Origin of the sequence: Pseudomonas germanica, from assembly GCF_019614655.1 — a bacterium.
Lineage (GTDB): Bacteria > Pseudomonadota > Gammaproteobacteria > Pseudomonadales > Pseudomonadaceae > Aquipseudomonas > Aquipseudomonas neuropathica.
The window spans coordinates 4,934,860-4,953,631 of the sequence record NZ_CP071586.1 but is presented as its reverse complement, the minus strand read 5'-3'; the positions used below and the strand labels follow the sequence as shown (position 1 = coordinate 4,953,631).

Annotated in this window: 15 protein-coding genes; all 15 read left to right on the top strand. The window is 57.2% G+C overall.

The window, feature by feature from the left end; translation table 11 throughout:
* The first annotated feature begins 16 nt into the window (after positions 1–16).
* The 15 genes from mtnA (at position 17) to J0G10_RS21760 (ending at position 18,733) form a co-directional block, all read left to right on the top strand.
* The gene (mtnA, locus tag J0G10_RS21830) at positions 17–1,093 is read left to right on the top strand and encodes an S-methyl-5-thioribose-1-phosphate isomerase (protein WP_095048565.1); all 1,077 of its coding nucleotides are present in this window, start codon (positions 17–19) and stop codon (positions 1,091–1,093) included.
* A 434-nt stretch (positions 1,094–1,527) separates the two neighbouring features.
* Positions 1,528–4,302 (top strand): DNA gyrase subunit A, encoded by a 2,775-nt coding sequence (gene gyrA / locus J0G10_RS21825; RefSeq protein WP_093435302.1) that lies wholly within the window; start codon positions 1,528–1,530, stop codon positions 4,300–4,302.
* A gap of 231 nt (positions 4,303–4,533) precedes the next feature.
* Entirely contained in the window at positions 4,534–5,619 is a 1,086-nt protein-coding gene (gene serC / locus J0G10_RS21820) for a 3-phosphoserine/phosphohydroxythreonine transaminase (protein WP_095048564.1), read from the top strand.
* Positions 5,619–6,713 carry a prephenate dehydratase gene (gene pheA / locus J0G10_RS21815; RefSeq protein ID WP_016770924.1) on the top strand — a complete coding sequence of 365 codons (1,095 nt, stop codon included), beginning with the start codon at positions 5,619–5,621 and terminating at the stop codon, positions 6,711–6,713. Before serC ends, pheA begins: the two co-directional genes overlap by 1 nt.
* A 12-nt stretch (positions 6,714–6,725) precedes the next feature.
* Positions 6,726–7,838 carry a histidinol-phosphate transaminase gene (gene hisC, locus J0G10_RS21810; RefSeq protein WP_186620523.1) on the top strand — a complete coding sequence of 371 codons (1,113 nt, stop codon included), beginning with the start codon at positions 6,726–6,728 and terminating at the stop codon, positions 7,836–7,838.
* A 28-nt stretch (positions 7,839–7,866) separates the two neighbouring features.
* A complete protein-coding gene (locus J0G10_RS21805) occupies positions 7,867–10,074 on the top strand; it encodes a bifunctional prephenate dehydrogenase/3-phosphoshikimate 1-carboxyvinyltransferase (RefSeq protein ID WP_245398060.1) in 2,208 nt (735 codons plus the stop codon).
* The gene (cmk, locus tag J0G10_RS21800) at positions 10,071–10,760 is read left to right on the top strand and encodes a (d)CMP kinase (RefSeq protein WP_064391442.1); all 690 of its coding nucleotides are present in this window, start codon (positions 10,071–10,073) and stop codon (positions 10,758–10,760) included. The genes J0G10_RS21805 and cmk overlap by 4 nt, the downstream gene beginning before the upstream one ends.
* 119 nt (positions 10,761–10,879) lie before the next feature.
* The gene (rpsA, locus tag J0G10_RS21795) at positions 10,880–12,568 is read left to right on the top strand and encodes a 30S ribosomal protein S1 (RefSeq protein WP_122609279.1); all 1,689 of its coding nucleotides are present in this window, start codon (positions 10,880–10,882) and stop codon (positions 12,566–12,568) included.
* Between the two features lie 205 nt (positions 12,569–12,773).
* On the top strand, positions 12,774–13,052 hold the full coding sequence (locus J0G10_RS21790) for a hypothetical protein (RefSeq protein ID WP_220556682.1): 279 nt from the start codon (positions 12,774–12,776) through the stop codon (positions 13,050–13,052).
* 152 nt (positions 13,053–13,204) lie between these two features.
* Entirely contained in the window at positions 13,205–13,501 is a 297-nt protein-coding gene (gene ihfB, locus J0G10_RS21785; protein ID WP_003189779.1) for an integration host factor subunit beta, read from the top strand.
* A gap of 27 nt (positions 13,502–13,528) precedes the next feature.
* A complete protein-coding gene (locus J0G10_RS21780) occupies positions 13,529–13,789 on the top strand; it encodes a lipopolysaccharide assembly protein LapA domain-containing protein (protein ID WP_095048560.1) in 261 nt (86 codons plus the stop codon).
* A 203-nt stretch (positions 13,790–13,992) separates the two neighbouring features.
* On the top strand, positions 13,993–15,069 hold the full coding sequence (gene rfbB / locus J0G10_RS21775) for a dTDP-glucose 4,6-dehydratase (RefSeq protein WP_095048559.1): 1,077 nt from the start codon (positions 13,993–13,995) through the stop codon (positions 15,067–15,069).
* On the top strand, positions 15,066–15,959 hold the full coding sequence (gene rfbD / locus J0G10_RS21770) for a dTDP-4-dehydrorhamnose reductase (RefSeq protein ID WP_220556681.1): 894 nt from the start codon (positions 15,066–15,068) through the stop codon (positions 15,957–15,959). Before rfbB ends, rfbD begins: the two co-directional genes overlap by 4 nt.
* Positions 15,956–16,852, top strand: a complete 897-nt coding sequence (gene rfbA / locus J0G10_RS21765) for a glucose-1-phosphate thymidylyltransferase RfbA (RefSeq protein ID WP_220556680.1) — start codon at positions 15,956–15,958, stop codon at positions 16,850–16,852. The genes rfbD and rfbA overlap by 4 nt, the downstream gene beginning before the upstream one ends.
* 438 nt (positions 16,853–17,290) lie before the next feature.
* Positions 17,291–18,733, top strand: a complete 1,443-nt coding sequence (locus tag J0G10_RS21760; RefSeq protein ID WP_220556679.1) for a mannose-1-phosphate guanylyltransferase/mannose-6-phosphate isomerase — start codon at positions 17,291–17,293, stop codon at positions 18,731–18,733.
* The last annotated feature ends 39 nt before the right edge of the window (positions 18,734–18,772 follow it).

The window sequence follows — 18,772 nt, the reverse complement described above, 5'->3', positions numbered from 1 at the left end:
GAGTGCGGGGTGAGGGATGCGCGATCGACTGTTGGCTGCGGAGAAAGTAAAGGCCATCGATTGGCGAGATGGCGCGCTCCACCTGCTGGATCAGCGTATTTTGCCATTCGAGGAAACCTGGATTGCCTACACCAGCGCCGCCGGCGTGGCTGAGGCGATTCGTTCGATGGTGGTGCGCGGTGCGCCGGCCATCGGCATCAGCGCGGCCTATGGCATTGTGCTGGCGGCCCGTGCCCGTCTGGCCGAAGGTGGCGACTGGGCTGCGGCGCTGGAAGAAGATTTCGCCTTGCTGGCCGATTCTCGTCCGACCGCAGTCAATCTGTTCTGGGCGTTGGGCCGTATGCACGATCGACTGGATCGTCTGAAAGGCAACGCCGACCCGTTGGCGGCGCTGGAAGCCGAAGCCATTGCCATTCATGAAAGCGACCGCGAAGCCAACCTGACCATGGCCCAGCTCGGCGTTGACCTGATCCGCAAGCACCAGGGCAATGCGCAGGCGATTCTGACTCACTGCAACACCGGTGCGCTGGCTACCGGCGGGTTCGGTACGGCGCTGGGGGTGATTCGCGCGGCTTATCTGGAAGGCATGGTCGAGCGTGTTTACGCCGATGAAACCCGTCCGTGGCTGCAGGGTTCGCGCCTGACCGCTTGGGAACTGGCCAACGAAGGCATTCCGGTCACCCTGAATGCCGACTCCGCCGCTGCGCACATCATGAAAACCAAAGGCGTGACCTGGGTGATCGTCGGTGCGGACCGCATCACCGCCAACGGTGACGTGGCAAACAAGATCGGCACCTACCAACTGGCGGTCAACGCCATGCACCACGGTGTGCGTTTCATGGTGGTGGCGCCAAGTTCGACCATCGACATGAATCTGGCCAGCGGTGACGACATCCCGATCGAGGAGCGTGATGGCGCCGAGTTGCTCGAAGTGGGTGGCAAGCGCGTCGGCGCGGACGTTGAAGCGTTCAACCCGGTATTTGACGTGACGCCGGCCGACCTGATCGACGCGATTGTCACCGAAAAAGGCATCGTCGAGCGCCCGGATACCGCGAAAATGGCCCAGTTGATGTGCCGCAAACGCCTGCATTGATGCTGGCCTGCTCAATGTAGGAGCTGCCGAAGGCTGCGATCTTTTGATCTTGCTTTTTACAGGTCAGGATCAAAAGATCGCAGCCTTCGGCAGCTCCTACAGGTGTTTGGGGTCCTAAATGTCAATAAACATCGCTAAACCAAGCCCCAATTCTGCATTCAAAGAAGCTCTGAGCCTCTCTCGTCCCCGTTAAGCCTGTCACCGGTCAACTAACTATGCTCCATGCGCATCAGGGGGATAGGTGCGTGGCGGCTCTTGTGATAACATCCGGCGTTTTCCGAGGCAGCTCCACGGAGCTGTCTTTACTGCGCAAATCCGCGATCCAATGTTGATTTGTCGTAAGTCGGTGCATGGCACTCGGTCTGCCCCGACGAGCTTCGTTGGTCCCATATGGATATGACGAAGTTTCACCAGAAAAAGGAATCAGGCTTCTCATGGGCGAACTGGCCAAAGAAATCCTCCCGGTCAATATCGAAGACGAGCTGAAACAGTCCTACCTCGACTACGCGATGAGCGTGATCGTCGGCCGTGCACTGCCGGATGCGCGCGATGGCCTCAAGCCCGTGCACCGTCGCGTACTGTTCGCGATGAGCGAGCTGGGCAACGACTTCAACAAGCCGTACAAGAAATCTGCCCGTGTTGTCGGCGACGTGATCGGTAAGTATCACCCGCACGGTGATACCGCGGTGTACGACACCATCGTTCGTATGGCACAGCCTTTCTCCCTGCGCTACCTGCTGGTAGACGGTCAGGGCAACTTCGGTTCGGTCGACGGCGACAACGCTGCGGCCATGCGATATACCGAAGTGCGCATGACCAAGCTGGCGCATGAGCTGCTGGCTGACCTGCACAAAGAAACCGTGGACTGGGTGCCGAACTACGACGGCACCGAAATGATCCCGGCGGTCATGCCGACCCGTATCCCCAACCTGCTGGTCAACGGCTCCAGCGGTATTGCCGTGGGCATGGCGACCAACATTCCGCCGCACAACCTCGGTGAAGTCATCGACGGTTGCCTGGCGCTCATCGACAACCCTGAGCTGACCGTCGATGAACTGATGCAATACATCCCCGGTCCGGACTTCCCGACCGCCGCGATCATCAACGGTCGCGCCGGCATCATCGAAGCCTACCGTACCGGTCGTGGCCGTATTTACATGCGCGCCCGCTCGATCATCGAAGACATCGACAAGGTCGGTGGCCGTCAGCAGATCGTCATCACCGAGCTGCCGTACCAACTGAACAAGGCGCGTCTGATTGAGAAGATCGCCGAGCTGGTCAAAGAGAAGAAGCTGGAAGGCATCACCGAACTGCGTGACGAGTCCGACAAGGACGGTATGCGCGTCGTGATCGAACTGCGTCGCGGCGAAGTGCCTGAGGTGATCCTCAACAACCTCTACGCCCAGACCCAGCTGCAATCGGTATTCGGCATCAACATCGTTGCGCTGATCGACGGCCGTCCACGCATCCTTAACCTCAAGGATCTGCTGGAAGCCTTCGTTCGTCACCGTCGCGAAGTCGTCACCCGTCGTACCGTGTTCGAACTGCGCAAGGCGCGCGAGCGTGGGCACATCCTCGAAGGCCAGGCCGTTGCCCTGTCGAACATCGACCCGGTCATCGCCCTGATCAAGGCTTCGCCGACGCCGTCGGAAGCCAAAGAAGCGCTGGTCAGCACGCCGTGGGAATCCTCGGCAGTGGTGGCGATGGTTGAGCGTGCAGGTGCCGACTCGTGCCGTCCGGAAAACCTCGATCCGCAATACGGTCTGCGTGAAGGCAAGTACTTCCTGTCGCCAGAACAGGCGCAAGCCATTCTGGAACTGCGTCTGCACCGTCTGACCGGTCTGGAACACGAAAAACTGCTGGCCGAGTATCAAGAGATCCTCAACCAGATCGGCGAGCTGATCCGCATCCTCAACAGCGCCGTGCGCCTGATGGAAGTGATCCGCGAAGAGCTGGAAGTGATCCGCGCCGAATACGGCGATCAGCGTCGCACCGAGATTCTCGATGCCCGTCTCGATCTGACCCTGGGTGACATGATCCCGGAAGAAGAACGCGTCGTGACCATCTCCCACGGTGGCTACGCCAAGACCCAGCCACTGGCTGCGTACCAGGCTCAGCGTCGTGGCGGTAAAGGCAAGTCGGCCACCGGCGTCAAGGATGAGGACTACATCGCTCACCTGCTGGTTGCCAACAGCCACACCACGCTGCTGCTGTTCTCCAGCAAAGGCAAGGTTTACTGGCTCAAGACCTACGAGATTCCGGAAGCGTCCCGCGCCGCCCGTGGTCGTCCGCTGGTCAACCTTCTGCCATTGAGCGAAGGTGAATACATCACCACCATGCTGCCGGTCGATCTCGAAGCCATGAAGCGTCAGGCTGATGAAGAAGAAGCCGAAGGCGCCGAGGCTGATGTAGAAGAAATCGAAAACAGCAACGAGACCGATGAAGAACGTCGTGCTCGCATCAAGGCTGCTGACCGCAAGAAAGCCCCGTTCATCTTCATGTCGACCGCCAACGGTACCGTGAAGAAGACCCCGCTGGTGGCCTTCAGCCGTCAGCGCAGCGTTGGTCTGATCGCGCTGGAACTGGACGAAGGCGACATCCTGATCTCCGCCGCCATTACCGATGGCGAGCAGGAAATCATGCTGTTCTCCGACGGCGGCAAAGTGACTCGCTTCAAGGAATCCGAAGTTCGCGCCATGGGCCGTACCGCCCGCGGTGTGCGTGGCATGCGTCTGCCAGAAGGGCAGAAGCTGATCTCCATGCTGATTCCAGAAGAAGGCAGCGAGATTCTCACTGCTTCCGAGCGCGGCTACGGCAAGCGTACGGCGATCACCGAGTTCCCTGAATACAAGCGTGGCGGTCAGGGCGTTATCGCCATGGTCAGCAACGAGCGTAACGGCCGTCTGGTCGGCGCGGTTCAGGTGCAGGACGGTGAAGAAATCATGCTGATCTCCGATCAGGGCACTCTGGTGCGTACCCGTGTCGACGAAGTGTCGAGCCTGGGTCGTAACACTCAGGGCGTCACACTGATCAAGCTGGCCAAGGATGAAACCCTGGTTGGGCTGGAGCGGGTTCAGGAGCCTTCGGAAGTTGAAGGTGAAGAGCTTGAGGGTGAAGAGGGCGAGGAGTTCGAAGGCAACGTCGTGATCGACGATGCTGCCGAAGACCAGCAACTCGACGCCGCAGCAGACGAAGAACCGCAAGAATAAGCGGACAAACGAGGGGGCGGATGAGAATTCGCCCCCTTGTTATTTGTCCGGTATGAAATTTCGACATCATGGAGATCCCCTGTGGGAGCGAGCCTGCTCGCGAATGCAGGCGCTGCGGTACCTCTGACGCACCGCGGTGATGCATTCGCGAGCAGGCTCGCTCCCACAGGGCCGTGTTGATCGGTAGTGTGATTTATTGCGTGATACCACCAAATCAGAGCGAGATTGGATGTGAGCAAGCGAGCCTATAACTTCTGCGCCGGTCCTGCGGCGCTTCCTGAAGCTGTCCTGCAACGTGCCCAGGGTGAACTCCTTGATTGGCACGGCAAGGGTCTGTCGGTCATGGAAATGAGCCATCGCAGCGATGAGTTCGTGTCCATCGCCACTCAGGCCGAGCAGGATCTGCGTGACCTGCTGAATATCCCGTCGAACTACAAAGTGCTGTTTCTGCAAGGTGGCGCCAGCCAGCAATTCGCGCAGATTCCACTGAACCTGCTGCCGGAAAACGGCTCGGCCGACTATATCGACACCGGTATCTGGTCGCAGAAAGCCATCGAAGAAGCCTCGCGCTACGGTCACGTCAATGTTGCCGCCACCGCCAAGCCTTACGACTATTTCGCCATCCCGGGCCAGAACGAGTGGAAACTGTCGAAAGACGCCGCTTACGTTCACTACGCGCCGAACGAAACCATCGGCGGTCTGGAATTCCAGTGGATCCCGGAAACCGGTGACGTGCCGTTGGTAGCGGACATGTCTTCGGACATCCTCTCGCGTCCGGTCGACATCTCGCGTTTCGGCATGATCTACGCCGGCGCACAGAAAAACATCGGCCCGAGCGGCATCGTCGTCAACATCATCCGCGAAGACCTGCTCGGCAAGGCGCGTTCGCTGTGCCCAACCATGCTCGACTACAAAGTCGCGGCCGATAACGGCTCGATGTACAACACCCCGCCGACGCTGGCCTGGTACCTGTCTGGTCTGGTGTTCCAGTGGCTGAAAGAGCAGGGTGGCGTTGAAGCGATCGCCAGGCTCAACGACGTCAAGCAGCGCACGCTGTACGACTTCATCGACGCCAGCGGCCTCTACAGCAACCCGATCAACAAGTCGGACCGCTCGTGGATGAACGTGCCGTTCCGTCTGGCTGATGATCGTCTGGACAAGCCTTTCCTGGTCGGTGCCGAAGAGCGCGGCTTGCTCAATCTGAAGGGCCACCGCTCCGTGGGCGGCATGCGCGCCTCCATCTACAACGCCGTCGACATCACCGCCGTTAACGCGCTGGTGGCGTACATGGCTGAATTCGAGAAGGAACACGGCTGATGTCCGAGCAAGAACTCAAGGCACTGCGCGTTCGTATTGACGCTCTGGACACCAAAGTCCTTGAGCTGATCAGTGAGCGTGCGCGTTGCGCCCAGGAAGTCGCGCGAGTAAAGATGGCCTCGCTGGCCGAAGGCGAAGTGCCGGTGTTCTATCGTCCTGAGCGCGAAGCTCAGGTGCTCAAGCGCGTGATGGAGCGCAATCAGGGGCCGCTGGGCAACGAAGAGATGGCGCGGCTTTTCCGCGAAATCATGTCCTCGTGCCTAGCGCTGGAGCAGCCGCTGAAAGTGGCTTACCTCGGCCCTGAAGGCACCTTCACCCAGGCTGCAGCGATGAAACACTTCGGTCACGCGGTGATCAGCAAGCCGATGGCGGCGATCGACGAAGTGTTCCGTGAAGTGGCGGCCGGTGCGGTGAATTTTGGCGTGGTGCCGGTGGAAAACTCCACCGAGGGCGCGGTCAACCACACGCTGGACAGCTTCCTCGAACACGACATGGTCATCTGTGGCGAAGTCGAGCTGCGCATTCACCATCACCTGTTGGTCGGTGAAAACACCAAGACCGACAGCATCAGTCGTATCTATTCCCACGCGCAGTCGCTGGCCCAGTGCCGCAAGTGGCTGGACGCGCATTACCCGAATGTCGAGCGCGTCGCGGTGTCGAGCAACGCTGAAGCGGCCAAGCGGGTCAAGGGCGAGTGGAACTCGGCGGCGATTGCCGGCGACATGGCGGCCGGTCTGTATGGCCTGACCCGTCTGGCCGAGAAGATCGAAGACCGTCCGGATAACTCGACGCGCTTCCTGATGATCGGTAACCAGGAAGTGCCGCCGACCGGCGACGACAAGACCTCGATCATCGTTTCGATGAGCAACAAGCCGGGTGCGCTCCACGAGCTGCTGGTGCCGTTCCATGACAACGGGATCGACCTGACCCGCATCGAAACCCGTCCGTCGCGCAGCGGCAAATGGACCTACGTGTTCTTTATCGACTTCGTCGGCCACCACCGTGATCCGTTGATCAAAGGTGTGCTGGAAAAGATCAGTCAGGAAGCAGTAGCACTCAAAGTGCTGGGTTCCTACCCGAAAGCAGTTCTCTAAGGGCGGTAGCAAATGAGTGGCAATTTCCTCGCTCTGGCACAGCCGGGCGTGCAACAACTTTCGCCGTACGTTCCGGGCAAGCCTGTGGATGAACTGGCGCGCGAGCTGGACCTGGATCCGGCCAAAATCGTCAAACTGGCGAGCAACGAAAACCCGCTAGGCGCCAGTCCGAAAGCTTTGGCAGCCATCCGCGAAGAGCTGGCCGAGCTGACCCGTTACCCGGATGGCAACGGTTTTGCGCTGAAATCCCTGCTGGCCGAGCAATGCCGTGTCGAGCTGAGCCAGGTCACTCTGGGTAACGGCTCCAACGACATTCTTGAGCTGGTCGCGCGTGCCTATCTGGCGCCGGGCCTGAATGCCGTGTTCAGTGAGCACGCGTTCGCGGTGTACCCGATCGCCACTCAGGCCGTCGGCGCACAAGCCAAAGTGGTGCCGGCCAAGGATTGGGGGCATGACCTGCCGGCGATGCTCGCGGCCATCGATGCCAATACCCGTGTCGTGTTCATCGCCAATCCGAACAATCCGACCGGCACCTGGTTCGGCGCAGAAGCGCTGGACGAGTTCCTGCAGGATGTTCCGGAGCATGTACTGGTGGTGCTGGACGAGGCTTACATCGAGTACGCCGAAGGCAGCGATCTGCCGGACGGTCTGGATTTCCTCGCGGCTTACCCCAATCTGCTGGTTTCGCGCACTTTTTCCAAGGCTTATGGTCTGGCGGCATTGCGTGTTGGCTACGGTCTGTCGACCCCGGTGGTGGCGGACGTGCTGAACCGTGTTCGCCAACCGTTCAACGTCAACAGCCTCGCCTTGGCGGCAGCCTGTGCGGCGCTGAAGGATGAGGAATATCTGGCGCAAAGCCGCCAGCTCAACGAGGCGGGTATGCAGCAGCTGCAAGCCGGTTTCCGTGAGTTGGGCCTGAGCTGGATCGAATCCAAAGGCAACTTCATCTGCGTCGACCTCGGCCAAGTCGCGGCTCCAATATTTCAGGGCTTGCTGCGCGAAGGCGTGATCGTGCGTCCGGTGGCCAACTACGGCATGCCGAACCACCTGCGGGTGACCATTGGTCTGCCGGCGGAAAACAGCCGCTTCCTCGAAGCGCTGCGCAAGGTTCTGGCTCGTGGGTGATGTCACTGCACTGCAATCTGCTGCACCTATGATCGGGCGCCTTGTGGTGGTCGGTCTGGGGTTGATCGGTGGTTCGTTTGCCAAAGGCTTGCGTGAAAGTGGCATCTGCCGCGAAGTGGTCGGGGTCGATCTCGATCCGCAATCGCGCAAGCTGGCGGTCGAGTTGGGTGTGGTCGACCGTTGTGAAGATGATCTGGTGGTGGCCTGTCAGGGCGCTGACGTAATTCAGTTGGCGGTGCCGATTCTGGCCATGGAAAAAGTGCTCGCGCGTTTGGCGAGTATTGATCTGGGGGCGGCGATTCTGACTGATGTTGGCAGCGCCAAAGGCAATGTGGTGCGCGCGGCGACCGAGGCGTTTGGCGGTATGCCGGCGCGTTTCGTGCCGGGCCATCCGATTGCCGGCTCCGAGCAGAGCGGGGTGGAAGCCTCCAATGCCGAGCTGTTCCGTCGCCACAAAGTGATCCTCACGCCGCTTGAGCAAACCGACCCGGCCGCATTGGCTGTGGTCGATCGTCTGTGGCGCGAATTGGGTGCCGATGTCGAGCACATGCAAGTCGAGCGTCATGATGAAGTGCTGGCCGCGACCAGTCATCTGCCGCACCTGCTGGCCTTCGGTCTGGTCGATTCATTGGCCAAGCGCAATGAAAATCTTGAGATCTTCCGTTACGCTGCGGGCGGTTTCCGCGATTTCACAAGAATCGCCGGAAGCGACCCGGTGATGTGGCACGACATCTTCCTCGCCAACCGCGAGGCTGTCCTGCGCACACTCGATACATTTCGCAGCGACCTCGACGCTTTGCGCGACGCGGTCGATGCAGGGGATGGGCACCAATTGTTGGGCGTCTTCACGCGCGCCCGGGTTGCCCGCGAGCATTTCAGTAAAATCCTGGCCCGCAGGGCCTATGTGGACGCTATGAATTCCAACGATCTGATCTTCCTGGCTCAACCTGGTGGCCGCCTGTCCGGTCGGATTCGCGTACCGGGTGACAAATCCATTTCCCACCGTTCGATCATGCTCGGCTCGCTGGCCGAAGGTGTCACCGAAGTCGAAGGTTTCCTTGAGGGCGAAGACGCCCTGGCGACCTTGCAGGCATTCCGCGACATGGGCGTGGTCATCGAAGGCCCGCACCACGGCCGCGTGACCATTCACGGTGTCGGCCTGCACGGCCTGAAACCGGCGCCGGGCCCGATCTATCTGGGCAACTCCGGCACGTCGATGCGTCTGCTGTCCGGCCTGTTGGCTGCGCAAAACTTCGACAGTGTTTTGACGGGTGATGCCTCGCTTTCGAAGCGCCCGATGAACCGCGTGGCCAATCCGCTGCGCGAAATGGGCGCCGTGATCGAAACTGCTGCCGAAGGTCGTCCACCGATGACTATTCGTGGCGGGCATAAACTCAAAGGCCTGACTTACACCATGCCGATGGCCAGTGCTCAGGTGAAATCCTGCCTGCTGCTCGCCGGTCTGTACGCGGAAGGCAAGACCACAGTGACCGAGCCGGCACCTACCCGTGACCATACCGAACGCATGCTGCGTGGTTTTGGTTATTCGGTAAGCGTTGATGGCGCTACGGCATCGGTTGAGTCCGGTGGCAAGCTGACTGCGACCCATATTGAAGTGCCGGGCGACATCTCATCGTCGGCGTTCTTCCTGGTCGCAGCGTCGATCGCTGAAGGTTCGGAACTGGTGCTTGAGCACGTCGGCATCAACCCGACCCGTACCGGCGTGATCGACATCCTGCGCCTGATGGGTGCTGACATCACCCTGGAAAACCAGCGTGAAGTCGGCGGCGAGCCTGTGGCTGACCTGCGCGTGCGGGCAGCTAAACTCAAAGGTGTCGAGATTCCCGAAGAGCTGGTTCCGCTGGCCATCGACGAATTCCCGGTGCTGTTCGTGGCGGCTGCCTGCGCCGAAGGGCGTACCGTGCTGACTGGCGCTGAAGAGCTGCGGGTCAAGGAATCGGATCGTATCCAGGTGATGGCGGACGGTCTGTTGGCGCTGGGCGTGAAATGCCAGCCAACCCCGGACGGTATCATCATCGACGGCGGCCAGATCGGCGGCGGCGAAGTGCATGGTCACGGCGATCACCGTATCGCGATGGCTTTCAGTGTGGCCTCCCTGCGCGCCACCGCACCGATCCGCATCCATGATTGCGCCAACGTCGCGACGTCGTTCCCCAACTTCCTCGCGCTGTGCGGGCAGGTCGGCATTCGTGTGGCACAAGAGGCTCAGTCGTGAAAAACATTGCACCGGTCATCACCATTGATGGGCCAAGCGGCTCGGGCAAAGGCACCGTAGCCGGAATACTGGCCAAGCGTCTGGGCTGGAACCTGCTGGATTCCGGTGCGTTGTACCGCTTGCTGGCATTTGCTGCGCATAACCATGGTGTCGACCTGACCAATGAAGAGCTGCTGAAGAAGCTTGCCGCTCATCTGGATGTTCAGTTCATTGCGGCGACCGAAGGTCAGTTGCAACGGATCATTCTGGAAGGTGACGAAGTCAGCGATGTGATCCGCACCGAAAGCGTCGGCTCCGGCGCTTCGCAAGTGGCTGCATTGCCGGCCGTACGCGAGGCGCTGCTGCAGCGCCAGCGTGCTTTTCAGGAAGCGCCGGGTCTGGTGGCCGATGGTCGCGACATGGGCACGGTGGTTTTTCCGGATGCACCGCTGAAGATTTTCCTGACCGCCAGTGCCGAGGAGAGGGCGCGCCGTCGATATTTGCAGTTGAAGGGCAAAGTCGAGGGTGTTAGTCTGTCGAGTCTGCTAGATGAGATCCGTGCACGCGACGAGCGTGACACCCAGCGAGCGGTAGCCCCGCTTAAGCCGGCGGCTGACGCCATACAGCTGGATTCCACGGAGTTGTCCATCGATCAGGTGCTTGAACGCATCATGAGCGAGATCGCCATTCGCGATATCGCCGGGTGACCAAGAAGGCCGCAGGGGACCAGTCATAGTCCTGCGACGCTTCTTCTATATGAAACTAACCCACACCGTCTGGGGTGTGGAGATGGGCGTATCCTTCGCCCTCATTTACAGGAATTAAAATGAGCGAAAGCTTTGCGGAACTCTTTGAAGAAAGCCTAAAAACCCTGAACCTTCAGGCAGGCTCCATCATCACCGGTGTTATCGTTGATATCGATTACCAAGCTCGCTGGGTAACCGTTCACGCTGGCCTGAAGTCTGAAGCACTCATCCCGCTTGAGCAGTTCTACAACGACGCTGGCGATCTGACTATCAATGTCGGTGACGAAGTTCACGTTGCGCTGGACTCGGTTGAAGACGGTTTCGGTGAAACCAAGCTGTCCCGTGAAAAAGCCAAGCGCGCTGAATGCTGGATCGTTCTGGAAGCAGCCTTCGCAGCCGAGGAAGTGGTCAAGGGCGTTATCAACGGTAAGGTTAAAGGCGGCTTCACTGTCGACGTTAACGGCATCCGTGCGTTCCTGCCAGGTTCCCTGGTTGACGTCCGTCCAGTGCGCGACACCACGCACCTGGAAGGCAAAGAGCTGGAATTCAAGGTCATCAAGCTGGACCAGAAGCGCAACAACGTTGTCGTTTCCCGTCGCAGCGTCCTGGAAGCCGAGAACTCCGCCGAGCGTGAAGCTCTGCTGGAATCCCTGCAGGAAGGCCAGCAAGTCAAAGGTATCGTCAAAAACCTCACCGATTACGGCGCATTCGTCGATCTGGGTGGCGTGGACGGCCTGCTGCACATCACCGACATGGCTTGGAAGCGCATCAAGCATCCTTCCGAGATCGTCAACGTTGGTGACGAAATCGACGTTAAGGTTCTGAAATACGATCGCGAACGCAACCGTGTTTCCCTGGGCCTGAAGCAACTGGGCGAAGATCCATGGGTTGCTATCAAAGCCCGTTACCCAGAAAGCACTCGCGTTACCGCTCGTGTAACCAACCTGACCGACTACGGCTGCTTCGCTGAGCTGGAAGAAGGCGTTGAAGGTCTGGTACACGTTTCGGAAATGGACTGGACCAACAAGAACATCCACCCTTCGAAAGTCGTACAAGTCGGCGACGAAGTGGAAGTTATGGTTCTGGACATCGACGAAGAGCGTCGTCGTATCTCCCTGGGCATCAAGCAGTGCAAATCTAACCCATGGGAAGATTTCTCTGGCCAGTTCAACAAGGGCGATAAAATCTCCGGCACCATCAAGTCGATCACCGATTTCGGTATCTTCATTGGTCTGGACGGCGGCATCGACGGTCTGGTTCACCTGTCCGACATCTCCTGGAACGAAGTTGGCGAAGAAGCTGTTCGTCGTTTCAAGAAGGGCGACGAGCTGGACACCGTTATCCTGTCGGTTGACCCAGAGCGCGAGCGTATCTCCCTGGGTATCAAGCAACTGGAAAGCGATCCGTTCTCCGAGTACGTCTCGGTTAACGACAAAGGCGCAATCGTTACTGGCACCGTGAAAGAAGTTGACGCCAAAGGCGCCATCATCGTTCTGGCCGACGATATCGAAGCGACTCTGAAAGCCTCCGAAATCAGCCGTGACCGCGTTGAAGACGCGCGCAACGTTCTGAAAGAAGGCCAGGAAGTAGAAGCCAAGATCATCAGCGTTGATCGTAAGAGCCGCGTGATCCAACTCTCCATCAAGTCGAAAGATGATGCTGAAGAGAAAGAAGCTATCCAGAGCCTGAAATCGGCTCCGGAAGGTGAAGCAGCTGACACCACCATGGCTGGCCTGCTGCGCCAGGCAATGGCGGCCAAACAGAACTAAGTTCTGATTGGGCAATAAAAAGGGCGACTTCGGTCGCCCTTTTTTGTGCCCGCTATTTAGTGTTTCGAGTCATGCATGAAGGTTTTAGTGAAACCAATCCCGCTTCTGGGCGGTCTGTTTCTTTAATCGGATCAATCGCCTATTCACGACTAAGCTTGGTCTTAAGCGTGTAGTCGTCGGGCAGTTGCCTGGCATAAGGAAGTGGATGAACAAGTTTATTGTCCTCATAGCTGTGTTGTTTTTGGCTGGCTGTACGACCAGTGCCAAAACTCATGCGGTGCGTGGCGTCAGTGGCATAGAGGTCGACTGCTCTGGATTGGGCTCTGGCTGGGAGAAATGCCAGAAGCGCGCGGCGAAGGAGTGCAAGGGCGCGGGCTACAAAGTGATCACGAGGTCAGATGATGCCAAGGATGAAGATGAGTTTCCTTTTGGCTTCAACCCGGCGGGCTACGTGACGCGAACCATGCTGGTGATATGCCGTTAAGCATGCTGTGCCCTGTTTGTTGCTGTGATGCCCTGAAAACGGGCGTTTCGACGCGGAGGAAGATATGTCAATCCCTGGGCTGTTCAAAATCTTCCGGGCGTGCTAAAACCTTTCAAGCGCTGATCTAGCTGCTTGAAAAAGAAGGGAAAAATATGACGAAGTCGGAGTTGATCGAACGAATTGTCACCCATCAAGGGCTACTCTCATCCAAGGATGTGGAGCTGGCCATCAAGACCATGCTTGAACAAATGTCCCAGTGCCTCGCCACCGGTGATCGTATCGAGATCCGTGGGTTTGGCAGCTTCTCCCTGCATTACCGCGCGCCGCGCGTCGGTCGTAATCCGAAGACCGGCCAATCCGTCAGTCTTGACGGTAAATTCGTTCCGCATTTCAAGCCGGGTAAAGAATTGCGTGACCGGGTGAATGAGGAAGAGGAGGAGGGGGTTTGATCTTCGCTATTTTTCAAGGGGGCGCTGATGCGTAACCTCAAGCGCATACTTCTTGGCGTTTTTATTCTTTTACTGATTTTGGTGATTCTGGCGTTTGTTCTCGAGAATCAGCAGTCGGTTTCGTTATTGTTTCTGGGGTTGTCTGGGCCTCAGTTGCCGATTTCGTTGATCGTGGTTTTGGCTTTGCTTGTCGGGATGCTGATCGGGCCGGTGTTAGGCTGGTTTTTGGGGCGCTCATCAAGAGTCGCGAGTAAAAACAGAGCTGCGCGCAAGCATTTGACAGAGTGAAAGCCTCATATGCTTGCTTCCAGGCTTAGCTATATCCAATAGTAAAACGCCTATGAAGCTGTAAAATGCGATCCTCTTTTGGTTGTGAGGTTTTCACACCCATTCAGACTGAATTTGATAAAAGCTACGATTGGTAGCTTTTGCATTCGTGGATTGGACAGCGCTCCCGAATCGCTGTCAGCAGCTCAAAGGCATGGTACCGCGTGAAAATTCTAGTAACCGGCGGCGCCGGGTTTATCGGCTCAGCAGTTATCCGTCACATCATTTCCAATACCGGCGATTCTGTCGTTAACGTCGATAAGCTGACCTATGCCGGCAATCTGGAGTCTCTGGCTGATGTGAGTCAGAGCTCGCGCTATGCATTTGAGCGCGTAGACATTTGTGATCGCGGTCAAATGGATCGAGTTCTGCGTGAGCACCAGCCTGACGCGATCATGCATTTGGCGGCAGAGTCGCACGTTGACCGCTCCATATCGGGTCCGTCGGAATTCATCCAGACCAACATCATTGGCACCTACACGCTTCTGGAATCAGCGCGTCATTACTGGAGCGGCCTGGAGCAAGGTCGTAAAGCCGTTTTTCGCTTTCATCATATCTCTACTGATGAAGTGTACGGCGATCTGGAAGGGCCTGAAGATCTGTTTACCGAAACCACGCCCTACCAGCCAAGTTCGCCTTACTCTGCCAGCAAGGCTAGCTCCGATCACCTGGTTCGCGCGTGGTCTCGCACCTATGGTCTGCCGACCCTGGTTACCAATTGTTCGAACAACTATGGTCCGTACCACTTTCCGGAAAAGCTGATTCCGCTAATCATACTTAACGCTCTGGAAGGCAAGGCGCTACCGGTTTACGGCAAGGGCGACCAGGTACGTGACTGGCTGTATGTGGAGGATCACGCTCGCGCGCTCTACAAAGTCGTCACCGATGGCGTCATCGGCGAGACTTACAACATTGGTGGCCACAACGAGAAACAAAATATCGAAGTAGTGCATGCTCTCTGCGCGCTGCTTGATGAGTTGCGCCCGGCTTCGCCTCATTGCCCCCATGCGAGTCTGATCACTTACGTGCAGGACCGCCCCGGTCATGATCAGCGTTACGCGATTGATGCAAGCAAGATACAGCAAGAGCTTGGTTGGGCGCCGGAAGAAACGTTTGATAGTGGTATCCGCAAAACGGTGGAGTGGTATCTGAACAATACTGAATGGGTCGCGCATGTGAAGAGCGGCAGCTATCAGCAGTGGATTGATCAGAACTACGCAGATCGTACGGGCAAGGCATGAAAATCCTTCTTCTGGGAAAAAACGGCCAGGTCGGTTGGGAGTTGCAGCGATCTCTCGCGCCCCTCGGTGAGTTGGTGGCACTGGATCGTCAAGTAACCGATGGCTTGTGCGGTGACCTGAGCAATATTGATGGGTTACGGGCAACTCTCCGCGCAATCAGGCCAGATGTCGTGGTCAATGCGGCTGCTTACACCGCAGTCGACAAGGCTGAGGTCGAGACTGAGCTGGCAGATCTTGTGAACGCGCGTGCTGTTGGAGTATTGGCGCAAGAGGTCAGAGCGCTTGGCGGGTGGCTGGTTCATTACTCTACAGATTATGTCTTCGATGGGCATGGATCTGCACCATGGCGGGAGAGTGACGCCGTGGCTCCGGTGAATCACTACGGTGCCAGCAAACTTGCGGGAGAGCGATTGATCATCGAATCCGGCTGCAAGCATCTTATCTTTCGCGCCAGCTGGGTTTATGGCGCTCGTGGCAATAATTTCGCCAAAACCATGTTGCGTCTGGCAAAAGAGCGCGAAAGTCTGAGTGTCATCGCTGATCAGATCGGGGCGCCAACCGGTGCAGACCTGATTGCGGACATCAGTGCCTTGACCCTTCGACAGGTTTTTCTGCGTCCTGAATTGTCGGGTCTTTATCACTTGGCGGCCGCTGGCGAAGTCTCTTGGCATGGATATGCAACTCACGTGATTGACTTCGCCAAAGCGCATGGGGAAGAGCTCTGTGTGAAAGGCATCAATGCGATCGAAACGTCTGTCTACCCAACGCCAGCCTGTCGCCCACTGAACTCCCGGTTGAATACGGGAAAGCTGCGCGACAATTTTTCTTTGCACTTGCCGGATTGGCGCAGTGGCGTAACCCGAATGCTTACGGAAGTTCTCAATAAATGACCACGATAAATCGTAAAGGCATCATCCTCGCTGGCGGTTCGGGTACTCGTTTGCACCCGCTGACCCTTGGCGTGTCCAAGCAGATGCTGCCGATCTACGACAAGCCGATGATCTTCTATCCCTTGTCCGTGCTGATGTTGGCGGGGATGCGCGAAATTCTGATTATTTCCACGCCTGAAGATTTGCCGTGCTTTCAAAAGCTGTTGGGCGACGGTAGCCAATATGGCATCAAGCTGTGTTACGCCGAACAGCCAAGCCCGGACGGGCTGGCTCAGGCTTTCATTATCGGTGAGGAGTTCATCGGCGATGATCCGTGCTGTCTGATCCTGGGAGACAACATTTTCTACGGTCAGCACTTCTCGGACAACCTGCGTTCGGCCGGTCTGCAGGAGGACGGTGCAACTATCTTCGGATATCACGTATCCGATCCCGAGCGCTTTGGTGTGGTTGAGTTTGACGCTAATGGATCAGCATTGAGTATCGAGGAAAAGCCGATAGTGCCCAAGTCCAGCTACGCTGTGACAGGTCTATATTTCTACGATAATCAGGTTGTCGATATTGCCAAGAAGATCAAGCCGTCCGCGCGCGGCGAGCTCGAAATTACCGATGTCAATCTCGCTTATCTTCAACAGAAGTCGCTGAAGGTTGAAATGCTCGGTCGAGGCTTCGCATGGCTTGATACCGGTACGCATGATTCGCTGCTAGAGGCCAGTCACTTCGTGCATACCATCGAAAAGCGCCAGGGCTTGAAGGTCGCCTGCCTTGAAGAGATTGCTTACAGTAATGGCTGGATTGACATGGCGCAGTTGCGTGCTCAAGCCGAGCGTCTGAAGAAAACCGGCTATGGGCAGTACCTGGAGAAGCTTCTGGATTCCGCAGTGCGCGAGGGCTGACATTGTTGGCGCAGTAGCCATTTTTCGTAGAGATTGTGATGTGGTTACGCCGAGCCGGGTTGATGTCGGTTTGATATCGATCTTGTTCGGATGCTTTCAATTTTAAGGGCGTTTTTTTGTGCCTTCCGCCGGGAGGGAGTTATTAATGTCCAAGCACAAGCTGTAGAATGATCAGCAATCATACCGGTTCTTACGACTCGCGGTCGTGGGCGGGCAGCTTCGCCTCATTGGGTACGCCTCATAAAAGAAGCCCTGCCCCAATCGTTGATCGGCAAGGATCCGGGTGTTGCGTATTGATTTGGATTTAGGCCGAGCGGCTGTTTTTTTCTTGCGGCTTGGGGCAAGTATTTGCGTCAGTCAGGACGCACAAATGACCGGAAATATAATTGAACCCGTTTCTGGAAGTATCCACTGGAGAGGGGACTAAGGATTGAGAGCATGGAACTGATTCCCGTAATTATGTCTGGCGGAGTGGGCAGCCGGTTGTGGCCTGTTTCTCGAGAAACCCATCCAAAGCCGTTCATGGCACTGCCAGATGGCCAGAATCTAATCCAGAAAACGTTCCTTCGTGCTTCGCGTCTGGAAGGTGTCGTGGAAGTTCTGACGGTGACCAACCGCGAACTCTTGTTCAAGACTGAAGATGAGTACAGCGCAGTCAATTCTGCCAAGCATGCTCAGGCTTTCATTCTTGAACCCTTTGGTCGCAATACAGCGGCGGCCGTTGCCGCAGCGGCACTTCAACTCGAATCCACCCACGGCCCCGATGCCCAGATGCTGGTGTTGGCTGCTGATCACCTGATCAAAGACGAAAAGGCTTTCGCTGCGGCCGTTTCCAGCGCCATGGCGCTGGCTGCCGACGGCTGGTTGGTAACGTTTGGTATTCAGCCAACCTACCCTGAGACTGGGTTCGGTTACATTGAAGCGCAGAAGGATGCCCCTCTTAAAGGTGGCTTGAAAGTCGCGCGTTTTGTCGAAAAGCCTAATCTTGAAACCGCTCAAAACTACGTCAGCGCGGGGAACTACTACTGGAACTCCGGGATGTTCTGCTTCCGTGTGGGCTCCGTCCTGGAAGAGCTTCGTCAGCATGCTCCGGATGTAGTCGAGGCGGTTAGCAAAACGATCGATAGCTCGCGTCTGACCTCGTCCGCCAAATACCGTTGCCTGGCCCTTGATGCCGAAGCATTCGCAGCGGTGCCGGATATTTCCATCGATTACGCGTTGATGGAGCGCTCTTCCAAAGTTGCGACTGTTCCCTGTGACATTGGTTGGAGTGATATCGGTTCGTGGAACGCTGTCAGCGAATTGACCGAGCCCGACGAGAACGGTAACCGCTTTGAGGGCGAGGTACTGTCCCATGATTCGCGCAATAACTATGTCAACAGTGAAGACAGGTTGACTGCGCTTGTCGGCGTTGAGGACTTGCTGGTCATTGATACTCCCGACGCGGTGATGATTGCTCACAAGGATCACGCTCAAGACGTGAAGCATATTGTCAATCAGCTAAAGGCCTGCAGTCATACGGTACATTTGCTTCACCGTACGGTGCATCGTCCTTGGGGTACTTACACCACGCTGGAAAACGGCGAGCGTTTCAAGATCAAGCGCATTGTGGTCAAGCCAAAAGCTTCTCTTTCACTGCAAATGCATCACCACAGAAGTGAGCATTGGATCGTTGTGAGCGGTATGGCAATCGTGGTCAACGATCAGCAGGAGCTGATGCTGAACACCAATGAGTCCACGTTCATTCGCGCCGGCCACCAACATCGCCTGATGAACCCGGGAGTCATCGATCTGGTGCTGATCGAAGTGCAGAGTGGTGATTACCTGGGTGAAGACGACATCGTGCGTTTTGAAGATAACTATGGTCGTGTCGACAAATAACGACACTGAACCCGATGCGAGCCCTGCGCCTTGCAGGGT